Here is a 13799-nt window from a genome sequence, read left to right as displayed (position 1 = left end):
AGGATCTCCACCTTTATCACTTTATCCAAGATATTAACATTATAATACAGATAAACTTCCATATAGGTAATTTCAGACAATAATTCGGAAATTGTTCATAATTTCACAAACATATTTCCCCTTTTTATCCTAGTGAAAATACAAAAGTCCTAATTTTTCTTTTCCAGTTCTTCATGATATATACATGGTGAGGAGGGAAATTTGATGAATGGTATCGAGCTTTTTGCGAATACGATTATGAAAGAAGCTTGTAGGGTGCAAGCATCGGACTTACATATTGTGCCCAGGCAGAAGGATGTGGCAATTCAATTACGTATAGGAAAAGATTTAATTACGAAACGGTGTATTGAAAAGGAATTTGGCAAAAAGCTTGTTTCGCACTTTAAGTTTTTAGCATCAATGGATATAGGAGAGAGGAGAAAACCTCAAAATGGTTCGTTGGACTTACAAATTGATGGACAAGAAGTGTATTTACGCCTTTCAACACTTCCAACAGTATATCAAGAAAGTCTCGTTATTCGCCTCCATTTACAAGCATCTGTTCAGCCATTGTCTCATCTTTCGTTATTTCCAAGTTCAGCGGAAAAATTACTCTCTTTTTTAAAGCATTCTCATGGATTACTCGTATTTACTGGGCCGACTGGTTGAGTTCTTAGGGGCGACTATATATAATTGTCTTTAGGTAGGTGATTATATGTTATTTAACAATGAGAATATAAAGCATGTTGCAATATATTTAAGATTAAGTCGTGATGAAGAAAACTTAGGGATAGAACAAATATTAGATAACCACCGTCAGACACTAATTGCATTATGTAATGAAAATAATTGGTCATTTGAGATATTTGAAGAAGTAGCGTCAAGTAGTACGATAATAAAACGGGAACAGATGGTTAAGTTACTGGACCGAGTTCAACAGGATTATTTTGACGCTGTTGTAGTAATGGATATAGATAGGCTTTCAAGAGATGAATATGACGCTAGTGATATTAAACGGATCCTCTATCAAACAGAAACATTCATAGTCACACCGTATAAAATGTATGATCTTTCAAAAGATGACGATAGTTTATTATTAGGGATTACTAATCTTATTGCTAGTGGAGAATACAAGCAAATATTAAAACGTATGAGAAGAGGGAAAGAATACGCCCAAAAACAAGGTCATTGGACAAATGGTATAGCACCATTAGGTTATACCAAAGATACTAAAACAAAAAAACTTGTTCCTAATGAACGTGCTAAAGATATTCAGTTTATTTTTTCTGAAATTACTAAAGGTACAACCATTCCCTCACTTATTAGACAATTAAATAATATGGGAATAAAAACAAGACAGGGTTACGATTTTAAATACAATAGCATTGTACGAATTGTAAATAATGAGGCTTATAAAGGAACTATAGCGAGTAATAAAACTATTGGTCAGTATAAGCCTAGACCTAAAGAAGACTGGATAATAGTTCATAATGTACATCCAGCAATAGTGGATGAAGTTACATGGGATTCAGCCAATAAAATCGTTAATGAGTATTCATTTAAAGCACCGAGAAGTAAAAATAGAATATACCCTACAAGTAACCTTATATACTGTGCGAACTGCGGAAAGATACAAGGATGTAATAATCATAAACGTCTTAATAAAGTTTACATAAAGCATTGTAAGTGCGGTAATAGAAGTTTTTATTACAATCCTATATTAGCTATGATTAAGGAAGAGGTGTTAGGATATAAAGATAATATTTTAAAGGCACTAGAAACGTTTGAAGAAGGAAAACAGGAAGATAACATTCAATATAGAAAAGAAAAGCTAATAAGCCAATTGAACAAGTCTAAGAGGGCTTTAGACAAGATCAGTATTCTATTTGAAGAAGATGAAATAGATATTATTGCTTATAGAGAAAGAAAAGCTATAAGACAAGAAGAAATAAAGCTAATTGAAGAAGAGATATCAGCTTTGGAAAAGGAAGATAAGTCAGTCAAAATAGATAATTTAAAGGAACAAATAGAGTCTATTGAAAGCCTTGTAGGTAAATGGCATTTTCTTGATGGTGAAGGCTACACCGATGAGAAGATAAACCGTTTATTGCATGGTTTAATTAGTGGGATATTTTGGTCTTATCAGAAAGGTGACTCTTCACCAAAACTAATAATAAGGTTTAAAGCAGAATAATCCATTTGGATTGTTCTTTTTTTATTGGCTACAAACAGAAAAACCTCTAACAGCTATTAAGCTATTAGAGGATAAAGAGATACACTGTTATGACTGTTAAAGGATATTAACTTAGGATCTATAGCCCCAGCTATTACTGGTGCCAATATTTAATTAAGTATTATTGCTTACGCCATGTCATTACGCTTATGCTTCATTCCATACAATCTTTAAAAGTAATACTATTATTTAGTAGTTACTCTTTTTAATATTAGTGCTTTAGCACCCGAACTTGTTCGGTATATCTTTTATTCTTTATTACTGTTATAGAGTTAATTAAATAAATATTTATTATCAGTTCTTTACAGTATATAGTTTGCCAAACAGCATCAATTACAGGTTGTTAATTGTCTGACTTTTGAAAAGTGATATGAAAGCAACCGTATCAAGGGTTTGTTAATTGTCTGATTTTTAATGAGAACCTGAGAAACTTTATAGTTGTTGTTAATTACAATTTAAATGTCCTTAGATCAGGTATTTTACTGTGATTATTAAACTCTATAAACTCTTGATATATAAGGTTTTTTTAAGCTTGTTAATCACAGGTACCAAAGGGTTATGATTTACTAAAATTATAACCCTTTGATATAGCTGTTTTTCTATAATTTATTAGGCACACCGTCTTGGGATTATTAAAGATTGTGAACCGTTAGTAAATAAGGATTTTTATTGTTTGATAATTACAAGGAGGAAAATGTAGATAAGAGAGGGATTAGTTTTTTTTTGTCGAATTTTAAAGGGGAAAAAGGGGGGAGAATAGTGCCTAGAGAGTATTTAGTTCTAATTGGTGCGATATTTGGAGGGGTAATAACCTTAATAGTTACAGGAATAAACTTATATTTTAATAATCGAAAACAAAATACAGAATTTAAAAGAGATAAAATAGAAGATATCTACTTACTAATTCATGAGTTATATGATTACTTAGAGGTTGGCATTCAAGATACTAATAAAACTTTTCCACCTAAAATGTATGCAGGAAGACAACAGGAAGAACAAAAGTTAAAAAGAGAATTTAAAAGTGGTTTTGATGTTAAAAAACAACGTTTAGAAATGTGTGTAAATCTTTATTGTGACAGTCTCCTTCTCCAAACAAATGACTACATTAAAGAATGTGAAATTTACTTAGAAAAATATACAGAAGCAAGATATGTAGAAGAGATCGAGGAATTAAAGAAATTACAAGAAACATTAAAAGAAAAAAAGGAATATCTTCTTAAATCAGTTTACTCGGAGGCAAGAAAAAATTACTAGTTATAAAAAAGTCATTCAATTAAGGAATGGCTTTTTATTTAGTTGCTGTTCAAATTTGAAGAGACCGGCTGGAAGATGACCTGTGCATTACTGTGCATTAAATAAAGATTGTATGCCCTGAATACAGAAAGCCCACCATAATTTTTTTATGCACAAACCATTAGTATAAAGGGTTTTTTGTTTGAAGTTTACTAGGAAGATCAACTGTAATTGAACCAGCTATGCATAACGCTTATTTTCTCACTGGTTTAGTATTAGTTCTAATAAATAGAAATAAAAAAGACACTAAGTTGTTAAACCTAATGTCCTTATAGTACAAAATTAGATAAGCTATTCTCTATTTCTTCGTCAGTTATTCCGATATATCTTAAAGTGATCTCAGGATGTGAGTGATTAAGGATAGTTTGTAGGGTTGCTATATCCTTAGTTTGTTTATAGTACCAGTAGCCAAACGTTTTTCTCATAGTGTGAGTTCCTATACCGTCAGGAATGTCTACCATATCAGATGCTTTATTTAGCTGTCTGTATGCTTGTATTCTGCTTATAGGTTTATCGCCCTTACGAGAAGGGAACAGCCATTCAGTTCCTTCCAGTGTGTTTATATAATCATTTAATTCCTTGTAGATATTAGTTAAGTGTATTGTACGGGATTTTTCTGTTTTCCCCTCTTTAACCGTTATTTTCTGTTTTCCCTTAATGTCAGCAATCTTAAGCCTCAATAAATCACTTACTCTTAATCCAGTATTGATTCCTAAAAGAAAAAGTGTGTAGTCACGATCTCCACACCACTTTTTTAGCGACCATTTCATATCCTCTAATTTATCTAATGACCTAATAGGCTGTACATCTTTGATCTCGTCCTTTTTGCTTTTCTTAGTGGTCATTTAATTCCTCTTTTCAAAGTTAATAAAATCAAGGTTTTGAATGTAACATATTTTTTAGATAATCTCAGTATATCACTATTTTTTATTATTTCTAGTATTTATGGTGAAATGAATGTAACATTTTAAGTAATAAGTTACATTGTATGGTGGCTGTCTAATTTGATAAAATGAAAAATCTTTTTTATCTAAACTATCTAATATGATTATTGCATTTATCTGGAAAGTGGTTTAGAATTTAATTGTTAGATATTTTAGATATTTTAGATATTTCAGGTATGCGAAAATGGAGGTTGATAAAATGAGTAACGAGGGTATAATTTTGGAACTGTTTTCTAGAGTTAAGTCTTTAGAGGAAAAAGTCATGGTGTTAGAAGATCGGCTAAGTAAGGTTGGTGACGAAGAAGAAGGAAACGATATACCAACTTCATGTGTTACTATAGCTCAAGAAAATGACAGCCTAGAAAAGATTACTCGTTCTGTTGCTAGACAATATGTTATTAACCGTCTTAATGAAGCTAATAAGGATATTACAGCTTTTAAAGGGAATAAAGCTAAAGGTTCAGGAATTGTAATTCAGTCGAAAAGTAATCCCAATAAAGAACTAAAAGCTAAGTTTTATTACAGTAAAAGTCATTTAGAACACGTTTCATCATGGCATACTGTTGGCTTTAAGGATATTACTAATGATGAAATTGAACTTCATATTTTCACTGTATCTTACAATCAAGACTTCTACACTTTCTTTTTCACATCAGACGAGTTAAAAGGCTTTATTAGTGGAAAACGCAGTGATAACTCAGATTTATACCATTTTTACTTCCAGTATAAAAACGGTGAGTATATAGAGGTTCGTGATCAAGAGTATAACGTCTCTAAATACTTGGACAGGTGGACACTGGTTTCAGACCTAATCAAATAAATGATTAAAGAAACATTTAAGGGATAGTCCCAAAATGATTTTTTCTTTTATATGGTTAATTTTCCATTTAATCTCTTGTATAATATTGTTGAATGTTGTTAAAAGTTGTTAATTATTGTCGATTATGAGATATTAAATAAGAGTAAGGTATCCAACATAGTGACCTCACGAGGTGTTCTAATCAATGGTACATATCTATGTATCTACAATGATTCCTTCGGGAATATTCCATCCAAACCATCGGATACCTTACTCAGTCTATATAAGAGGTGATTATATTGGTACAAGCAATCGAAATCAGAGAAAAAGACACTGGAATAGCCGGAGAATCAAAAGTAGTTTACGATAAAGCTATAAAGCCTGATATAGAAAAGGATATTGAAGGAAAGAAAACTGAAAATGGAGATAGCACTCTGATTAGTGAGATCAGAGAATTATTCCATGATATAAGTAAGTCAGAAGAGGAAGATACCAAAGTTTTAAATGAGATTAAAGAATTATTGATTGGGTTAACCACTGTGGAAAGTTCAAATAATGAAGCAGGTCTTTTAGGTGAAATAACATATTTTAAAGATCATAAAGTATGGGTTACTAAGAAAACTAGAATGGAATCAGAGGCACGTATGAATGATAACAATATTTTTTCACTATTCGTTGTTAACTTTTACACCTTAATCGTATTGTCTTTATCTATTTTAGGGCTTGTAATTAGTGATAAAGAAATGATAGCTAATATTTCAGTTCTAACTGTAATTTCTTCAGTGGCATTATTCGGTATATCTTTGTTTATTTCTTTATATGGATACAAAGAAAAAGCGATTGCCTATAAGCAATGTTATTTAGATTTAACCAAGATTGAAAGTCAATGTCAGGATTTATTGCTTGAGGATTTAGATTATAAAAATAGACTAATTAAGTTTAATGAAATTAAAAGAGAATACAGCCATATATTAGAAAAAACAGATAATCATAGTTTGGTAGACCGATTAGTTTATTTAAAAAATAATAAGAAATTAAATTCACTTGATGATCAAATGTCTTATTATAAATATAAAATTATAAATAGGGTTATAAGAATATCATTATTTATTATTCCGATTGTTGCACTTATAATATTATTTGTATGGAAGTGAAATGAAAATGTCATTACCAGCTTATAAACACTTTGAAATACTATATCAAACCGAAAACTTAAAGAACCTGTATGAGAAAACAATACATCATAATACTGCTTCAGGAATAGATAGAATGGTAAAGAGAGTATTCGACAAAAAAGTGGATTTACATTTAAGTATAATTAACAGAAAAGTTTTTAATGGTTCATATAAATATACAGCTTATAGGGAGAAGTTATTTATAAAATCCAAAAATAACTTTCCTAGAGTGATTTCTATTCCAACTATTAGAGATAAAATAGTTCTGAAAGGATTACATAAAATAATTCAAGAATCATTTTCAATTGAACAGCCATTAGTTCAAACGGTAGTTGGAGATATGAAAAACGAATTAGAGAACTTTGACTCTTTTATTAAAATAGACATAAAGAATTTTTACGATAATATAAATCATAGTATTTTAGACAAGAAATTATCTAAAAAGATTAGAACACCTCTTGTAAAAGATTTAATTTTAAATGCAATTAGAACGCCAACCGTATCTAAAAACCATTCAAAAGACGACAGCTTATATTCAAACTGTGTAGGTGTCCCACAAGGGTTATCTATTTCAAACGTTTTAGCAGAAGTATATTTTCAAGATATGGACAAAAAATACAAATCTAAAAAGAGATTTAGATATTACAGGTATGTTGATGACATCCTGATTTTATGTAAAGAAAAAGATATACTTAAGATCAAAAATGATATCTTTAAGAACATTGAAGAAGAACATAGATTGAAATTGAATAAAGGCAAATGTAGTCAGGGAAGGATTGATCGTGTAGGCTATGATTTTTTGGGATATAGAATTGAAAAATTAGAGTCAATAGGGGATGTAGGTTTAACTATAAAGAATTCTACAAAATTAAAGTTTGAAAAATCTATTGTTGATATGTTTTCTCGATATAGTCACTCAAATACAATTTCCCCGAAAGAATTTATCTTTTATTTAAATAATAAAATAACCGGTTCAATAAGTAATAAATTAAATGGAATTTCTGATAAAGAAAAAAAGTATGGTTGGGTTTTCTTCTATTCTCAAATAGGCGATAAAAAGGTTTTCCACCACTTCGATTGGTTTGTAAAAAAACTAATAGATGACTTTAAATTAAAAGAAAACTTTAAAGGGCTTGAGATTAAGAGTTTTGTAAAAACATATTACGAGATCATTTACAATAGGTCAAAGACTAAATACATACATAGACCCGATACCCTTACAACTGAAGAAAAGAAATTTTTATTGATAGATATCTTTAAAGTTAAAGATAGATTTCTTAAAACCGATGACCAAATTGAACGATTTTATTATGCAAAGGTATATAAACCAATAAAATTGTTAGAACAGGATGTTCAGGATATTTCTTAAAAAATTTAATTACTATCAGTTTAAACAGCTATTATTAAAAGGCGATCTCATTAAAAAGGGGTCGCTTTTTTGTTGTATCAAAAGTGAACACAATTGCTTGAGTTTATACAACAACACAGGAATAACGAATGTCCTTCAATCAATAGTGTCAATCAAAAACGTATTGCTGGAACATAGATAAGAAGGGACTGTATAATACCGATACTGGGCTGTATTATGTAGGCAGGATAATAGATTAAGGACTAAGCTAGGCGTACTATATACCCTACTATCGGTGACAAGGATACTAGTAAGGTAAAAGAAAAGGGAAGTAACCGGCATGACACATGACACGAGGACAACAGCACAGTAAAACAGATAAGACAACAAGAACAATCAAAGAAGAAAGAAAAGACGAAAACAATGCAATGACAGAACATGACAAGTACAAGGTTAACCACGCCAAAACTATCCTGTATTATACAGTTATCAATATAGATAATAACTTTTTATGTAACACACCCCACCATGCGGGAAGGCACTATTGTTTTAGTGGTTGTCTAGTAGCTGCAAAATATACACTATATTTTTGAAACTTTTTTGGGGAACTCGTGTCGCAGAGGAAGATTCTGAATGAAATGAATTTTACTTCTTAGTTGGTCGCCTGATTATTAAATTTCCGAGGTAGTTTAGTATAAACGTAGGAGGAAAATGAATTGATTAGACAAGTTATATTAAGTGAAGAAGAATACGAAGAAATCGAAAGGGAATTGGCAGACTATTCGAGACTTAAAAAACAATTAAAAGAATTTGAAGAGACAAAGGTGCAATTGGAAAAAGTAAGTGAAGAATTTGAGAACTTTATAAATTTGGTTAAGGAAATGTTTAAGGATAGCGGTGGAGGGGAATTTTCTTATCGTGAAACTGGAAAATATTATAATGACTATTTATATCTAAAAAAAGAAATTGTAGCAGAACTTTTTAATATGTTTTTTGAAGAAGAATTTTATAACCAGACTGGATTAAAAGTGGATAGATATTGGAATATCAAATAGTATTGTAAAGTTTTCATTTTTATTATTACTTGAAAGTGTTAACAGCACACTTGACTAACGAGTTGCTTTACTTCAAGAGGGTGTACCTTGCCATTTGTTAATGATGAATAATCACTTTTTATAAAAAATTTGCAACGGATTTTAGAAACATTTTGGGAGGCGTGCTGTATGACAGAAAATGAAATAGCACAGGAAGTGGAAGAATTAAAAGGCGATATAAAAGAGTTTCGTAACGAGTTCACTAGTTTTAGAACTACAATGAATGGGTTCTGTTCTGAGTTTCGTAACAACCAAACAAAAACTATGGGAGGAACCGCTACATGGCAACAGAAAGAGAAATTGAATTAGCAAAACAGGTATTAGCAAAGATAACAGCAATGGAGAAGAAGATCGATAAGTTGGACGGTAGGATAGATAAATTGGATAACAGAATAGATGATAGTTTGGAAGGTAGTTTTAAAGGACTACAAGCCACATTTGAAAATGGCTTTAGTGATGTGCGTAAAGGGTTAAATGAAATTATAGAAATAAATAAGAACAGTAAGTCTGCAAAAGAGATAGTAGAGGAAATAGCTGGGAAAGATAAATAAAAAAAAGCGGAAAGGCAATTAAATCAGTCTTTCCGCTTTAAAGCAGTCCATATTTATACATCGTTTCACAGGCGTTACAGTATCGTTATACACATTGTTAATCTTGATTTATATTCTATTTTATTCATAACAGTTCTTCCTTGTTTACTTGTTAAAAATGTAGCTAGAAGGTAGTTTTTCGATCTTTAAATGTATGGCAATGGTTTTACCTTCACTTTCTTTTTCTTCATGGAAAATTGAAGCTATATAGTCGTTTTTTAATCTCTTAATGTGCTTAGGAACATTTGTATATATGTCCCATAAGTTTGTAGCTGGTTCAAATACAATTACTGTTTCCTGTTCTTCTTTATCGTAATAAATCATTGTTTCTATATCTCCTTAAATAAAAAAGGTCACAAGCTATTAACTGGTGACCTCTTCTGTAATTTGCTTTGCCAGTGCTATCTTGCCAGCGTGTGCCTTTTCTCCTATCTCAATCTTTTTGATCAGAATTTCTTTAACACCACTGTCTTTTAAACCATTAAGAACAGCCTCATTTAATTCATTATCATTTACTTTTGATTCCTAGATATAGTTACCTGCTTCATTTTGTAACGCTAGTCCATATTGCATAGCTAAAACTGGTGGTAATCCTTTTAAAACGTCTGTATTCCCTTTTCTCAGTTCGTCCATTACGTCTGGTTTTACAATGCTAGTTAAATTAGGCGTATTCATACTTATTCTGCCTTCTTAGGTGACTTTAAATGTTCTGGTAAATTTCCACGAGTAGTCCAGAACACTTCATCTTTATAAATAACAGATGTTTTAAACCAACTAAAGTACGGTCTATATTGGTCTTGTTTAAAAGATTATTCTAGTAGTCGATATTCTTCTTTAACCTTTGGATATTCAAATACTTCATGAATTTCAGGTGCAATAGCGTGGTATTGCTTTTTGCATTGCTTACCCATATCAGCTACTGCAGTAAATAATTCATAATGGTGGCGGATAGCAAGTTCTGTCACGTCACATTCATAAGAACTAATATGTTCTTTTCTTAATACCTCTTAAAACGCTGGTACATATACAAGTCTCAACATTGTTCTTTTCTCATCTAATGCTTCTAACATAGAATGAATGATTTCCACTTTAGAATTGATTCCCTGAACCTATAATTTGTAATCAGATATAACTTATTTAGTTTCAACGAATAAGTCTTTGATTTCCATTTCCTAAATTATTATTTGTAGCTACGTCGTTCCTTCATTTCAATGACTTTACGAATACTAAATAGTTCCACATTAGAAACTCTTAACTGCTTAATAGCGTCCTTAAATTTACTTTCATAGTAAGGCGTAAAAGTGATTTGTCCCTTTTCCAACTTTGCAACAGTGCTGTGATCTACAGCCATAAATTCAGCAAATTGATGTAAGTTTTTGTTTCTTGAATGTCTAACGGGCTTGATAAATCTATAGTCATATTTTTGGTTATAGGGTAAATGGGAATTTACTGTATGCATTGTGGTTCCTCTTTCCTAGTTGTTCTAAAATTTAGAAGTTGAAATTCAAATAAAAAAGGTATGTCATAAGACAAACCTTAGTTAATAGGAGATCAATTCAAATGATATTATCCGCGGGAAACCTATAAGGATTTCCCTAATACTAGGTTTACGAAAGGACCTATAAAATCAGGTTCGGAAACGTTTTTTTAATCGTGTCCTTTTTTATATCCTTTTTGCAAGTACTCATTTGAACAGATCAATTCAAGGAGGTACTTGTAAAATTGAAGAAAGCAACAGCTAAGAAAAAGAAACCAGTCAAAGTAATCGTACAAGTTTTAAACGAACCATCGAAGGAAGCAATCTTAAATACAGCAAAAATTTTAAGGACTTTAGGCACTTCTGCTTAGAGTCCTTTTTTATCTTCTAAAATTGTATAAAATTCAAAAAAGCCTACTGTTATTTGTCAGTAAATAAAAAACACTTGGTATCAACCAGAGTGTTTTTTATCTGTCCATCTAGACTCTATTCCTTTTGTTCTTCTTTTATAGTGAATTTCTTTTCATCAGGATACTGATATAAAAAAACAAGACGACCATCTTTTTCAAAAGCATCAACAGTACCTTGAGGGATTGTTCTTTTTATATCCTCTTGCAATTTCCAGCCCATTGACTCAATTGCTTTAATGTAGGACTGTCCAAAGTTGTTTCCCTTATATTCTTCCTCAGTTTTCGTTTTGCTTGTTAATTGATTATCCACCCAAATTGGAAAGTCATCAAAGTTCTCAGATAGATAGTACACGTAGTCATCGACCTTTACGTAATGCCTATGTTCCATCATAGTTTTTTTTGAAATCCCACCGGATTCGTTACAAGCGGATAATAGCAGCATAGGTAGTAGTAGTAGCAATAATTTTTTCATTTTCTATCCTCCTAAATTTAAAAACCTTCCAAATTGTAGCATAATTTATTGTCTTATTCTAGGATAAACCACATTATTTAACTCGAATTTCCATTTGATTACTCAGAGAAAGATAACAATTCTATTCTCTATGTTGAAGTGAATAATAAAAATATTTAAGAAAAGTAAAAAAACTCTTTTTTCATTCATCAAATATTGAATAGTAAGCTTACAGATTGAACGCAGGAATAAAGGCGTAACCATTCTAAAATTAGAATCAATACAAGCAGGGATAATAGTATCGCGTCTATCCCATTTAAATTCTTTTATATTTTTAAGGGTTATACCTAAAAACTGAACTAACTGGTTCTGGAAAAACAACAACAATGTATGCGTTATTAGAAGTAGCTAGAAAATGGCAAACACGTCGCATCATTACACTGGAAGATCCAGTTGAGCAAAGAAAAGACGGTTTATTACAAATTCAAATAAATGAAAAAGCTGGTATCACATATAAAACGGGATTAAAGGCTATTTTGCGTCATGATCCAGATATTATTTTAGTTGGCGAAATTCGTGATGAAGAAACAGCAAAAGTAGCTGTAAGGGCCAGTTTGACGGGACATTTAGTAATGACAACCTTGCATACAAATGATGCGAAAGGAGCGATACTACGATTTATGGATTATGGTATTACAAGGGAAGAAATTGAACAATCATTATTAGCAGTAGCTGCTCAGCGGCTCGTCGAATTAAAATGTCCATTTTGCAGAGGGAAGTGTTCAACTTTATGTAAATCAATGAGGCAAGTGAGACAGGCAAGTATTTATGAACTGTTATATGGATATGAATTAAAACAAGCGATTAAAGAAGCAAGTGGAGAACATGTTACGTATCACTATGAAACGTTGGAATCGTCGGTTCGAAAAGGGTATGCTTTAGGCTTTTTAGAAGAAGATGTATATGTTTAGGAGAAAATGGAGTTTAAGTGATCAAGCATTATTATGGAAAAGATTAAGTGATTTATTAGAGAAAGGTTACTCCCTTTTGCAGGCGTTAGAATTTTTGCAGTTGCAACTACCATTAGAGAAGAAATTACAGTTACAGCGTATGATCGAGGGATTGAAAAACGGACAAAGTTTGCACGCTTCTTTTCACAAATTAATGTTTCACCCTGAGGTGTTAAGTTATTTGTTTTATGCAGAGCGACATGGTGACATTTCTTTTGCTTTGCAACAAGGTAGTGTACTTCTTTACAAGAAGGATAAATATAGGAAAGATATGATGAAAGTAATGAGATATCCTATGTTTTTATCGTTCTTTTTAATGATTATGCTTTCTGTTTTTAACCTCATTTTATTGCCTCAGTTTGAAATGATGTACAGTTCTTTACATTCGACGGCACCACCACTTACGGAGCAAATTTTAGTTGTAATTAAATTATTACCCTACTTCATTTATAGTATTTTTCTTATCGTTATAACGGGCTTTAGTTTATATATATTGTATTTCCGAAAACTTCCGCCTATTCAAAAGGTAAAGATTATGATCCGTATTCCCCTTATGAAAACATTTCTTATTTTAAATCATTCGCATTATTTTTCCGCCCAATTAAGTGGTTTATTACACGGTGGATTGTCAGTACACGAAGCATTAACAATAATGATGAAGCAAAAGTATAATCCGTTCTTTCAGTATGAAGCAGCCCGAATTGAGCGGCAATTAATTGCAGGAGAACCGTTACAATCTATTATTGATAAAAGCGGTTATTACGAGAAAGAACTTTCTTATATCATTACGCATGGACAAGCAAACGGTAATTTAGCAAATGAGCTTGGTGATTACAGTGAGCTCATTATTGAAAAGGTAGAACAAAAAATTAAACGTATGTTATTTGTGATTCAACCTATTTTATTTACATGTCTTGGGGTTATAGTCATTCTGATGTATTTAGCGATGATTATGCCGATGTTTCAAATGATGAATTCTATTTAGGGGGCATTTAC

16 protein-coding genes and 2 pseudogenes are annotated in these 13799 nt (G+C 31.3%); 12 read left to right on the top strand and 6 right to left on the bottom strand.

Going from position 1 to position 13799, the window contains the following annotated elements:
- Positions 1 to 204: 204 nt before the first annotated feature.
- The 3 genes and pseudogenes from BAQ49_RS22645 to BAQ49_RS22635 form a co-directional block, all read left to right on the top strand.
- Positions 205 to 645 (top strand): annotated as a pseudogene (locus BAQ49_RS22645) (ATPase, T2SS/T4P/T4SS family); the annotation flags it as partial.
- 49 nt (positions 646 to 694) lie between these two features.
- A complete protein-coding gene (locus BAQ49_RS22640; protein ID WP_071747135.1) occupies positions 695 to 2173 on the top strand; it encodes a recombinase family protein in 1479 nt (492 codons plus the stop codon).
- Positions 2174 to 2971: 798 nt separating this feature from the next.
- Positions 2972 to 3466, top strand: coding sequence for a hypothetical protein (locus BAQ49_RS22635; protein WP_071747134.1), 495 nt, complete (start codon positions 2972 to 2974; stop codon positions 3464 to 3466).
- Positions 3467 to 3774: 308 nt separating this feature from the next.
- Here BAQ49_RS22635 and BAQ49_RS22630 read toward each other — a convergent pair whose 3' ends face one another.
- Positions 3775 to 4350: a site-specific integrase gene (locus BAQ49_RS22630; RefSeq protein WP_071747133.1), complete on the bottom strand. Its 576-nt coding sequence runs from the start codon at positions 4348 to 4350 to the stop codon at positions 3775 to 3777.
- 298 nt (positions 4351 to 4648) lie between these two features.
- Here BAQ49_RS22630 and BAQ49_RS22625 point away from each other — a divergent pair, with 298 nt between their 5' ends.
- The 6 genes from BAQ49_RS22625 (at position 4649) to BAQ49_RS22600 (ending at position 9416) form a co-directional block, all read left to right on the top strand.
- On the top strand, positions 4649 to 5269 hold the full coding sequence (locus BAQ49_RS22625; RefSeq protein ID WP_071747132.1) for a hypothetical protein: 621 nt from the start codon (positions 4649 to 4651) through the stop codon (positions 5267 to 5269).
- Between the two features lie 278 nt (positions 5270 to 5547).
- Positions 5548 to 6402 (top strand): SLATT domain-containing protein, encoded by an 855-nt coding sequence (locus tag BAQ49_RS22620; protein WP_071747131.1) that lies wholly within the window; start codon positions 5548 to 5550, stop codon positions 6400 to 6402.
- A 7-nt stretch (positions 6403 to 6409) separates the two neighbouring features.
- Positions 6410 to 7792 (top strand): reverse transcriptase domain-containing protein, encoded by a 1383-nt coding sequence (locus BAQ49_RS22615; RefSeq protein ID WP_165616074.1) that lies wholly within the window; start codon positions 6410 to 6412, stop codon positions 7790 to 7792.
- 695 nt (positions 7793 to 8487) lie between these two features.
- The gene (locus tag BAQ49_RS22610) at positions 8488 to 8826 is read left to right on the top strand and encodes a chromosome segregation protein (protein WP_071747129.1); all 339 of its coding nucleotides are present in this window, start codon (positions 8488 to 8490) and stop codon (positions 8824 to 8826) included.
- A 168-nt stretch (positions 8827 to 8994) separates the two neighbouring features.
- Entirely contained in the window at positions 8995 to 9174 is a 180-nt protein-coding gene (locus tag BAQ49_RS22605) for a hypothetical protein (RefSeq protein ID WP_071747128.1), read from the top strand.
- Positions 9147 to 9416: a chromosome segregation protein SMC gene (locus BAQ49_RS22600; protein WP_071747127.1), complete on the top strand. Its 270-nt coding sequence runs from the start codon at positions 9147 to 9149 to the stop codon at positions 9414 to 9416. The genes BAQ49_RS22605 and BAQ49_RS22600 overlap by 28 nt, the downstream gene beginning before the upstream one ends.
- Before the next feature lie 144 nt (positions 9417 to 9560).
- Here the strand turns inward: BAQ49_RS22600 and BAQ49_RS22595 are convergent, their stop codons facing one another.
- The 4 genes from BAQ49_RS22595 to BAQ49_RS33740 form a co-directional block, all read right to left on the bottom strand.
- Positions 9561 to 9779 (bottom strand): hypothetical protein, encoded by a 219-nt coding sequence (locus BAQ49_RS22595; protein WP_071747126.1) that lies wholly within the window; start codon positions 9777 to 9779, stop codon positions 9561 to 9563.
- A 201-nt stretch (positions 9780 to 9980) separates the two neighbouring features.
- Positions 9981 to 10130, bottom strand: a complete 150-nt coding sequence (locus BAQ49_RS33110; protein WP_165616073.1) for a hypothetical protein — start codon at positions 10128 to 10130, stop codon at positions 9981 to 9983.
- A gap of 134 nt (positions 10131 to 10264) precedes the next feature.
- On the bottom strand, positions 10265 to 10420 hold the full coding sequence (locus BAQ49_RS33745) for a hypothetical protein (RefSeq protein ID WP_244159137.1): 156 nt from the start codon (positions 10418 to 10420) through the stop codon (positions 10265 to 10267).
- A 215-nt stretch (positions 10421 to 10635) separates the two neighbouring features.
- The gene (locus BAQ49_RS33740; protein WP_244159136.1) at positions 10636 to 10806 is read right to left on the bottom strand and encodes a hypothetical protein; all 171 of its coding nucleotides are present in this window, start codon (positions 10804 to 10806) and stop codon (positions 10636 to 10638) included.
- 371 nt (positions 10807 to 11177) lie between these two features.
- Here BAQ49_RS33740 and BAQ49_RS33975 point away from each other — a divergent pair, with 371 nt between their 5' ends.
- Entirely contained in the window at positions 11178 to 11303 is a 126-nt protein-coding gene (locus BAQ49_RS33975) for a hypothetical protein (RefSeq protein ID WP_279626818.1), read from the top strand.
- Positions 11304 to 11418: 115 nt separating this feature from the next.
- On the opposite strand, the gene BAQ49_RS22580 is transcribed toward BAQ49_RS33975, so the two are convergent.
- Positions 11419 to 11814, bottom strand: a complete 396-nt coding sequence (locus BAQ49_RS22580; protein ID WP_071747124.1) for a hypothetical protein — start codon at positions 11812 to 11814, stop codon at positions 11419 to 11421.
- Between the two features lie 332 nt (positions 11815 to 12146).
- Between BAQ49_RS22580 and BAQ49_RS22575 the strand changes: the two are divergent.
- Positions 12147 to 12764: pseudogene (locus BAQ49_RS22575) on the top strand (ATPase, T2SS/T4P/T4SS family); the annotation flags it as partial.
- Positions 12751 to 13788 (top strand): competence type IV pilus assembly protein ComGB, encoded by a 1038-nt coding sequence (gene comGB / locus BAQ49_RS22570; protein WP_071747123.1) that lies wholly within the window; start codon positions 12751 to 12753, stop codon positions 13786 to 13788. The pseudogene BAQ49_RS22575 and the gene comGB, both read left to right, overlap by 14 nt.
- Positions 13789 to 13799 lie beyond the last annotated feature (11 nt).

It is taken from the genome of Bacillus proteolyticus, from assembly GCF_001884065.1.
Lineage (GTDB): Bacteria > Bacillota > Bacilli > Bacillales > Bacillaceae_G > Bacillus_A > Bacillus_A proteolyticus.
This window is presented reverse-complemented; position numbering and strand designations above follow the sequence as displayed.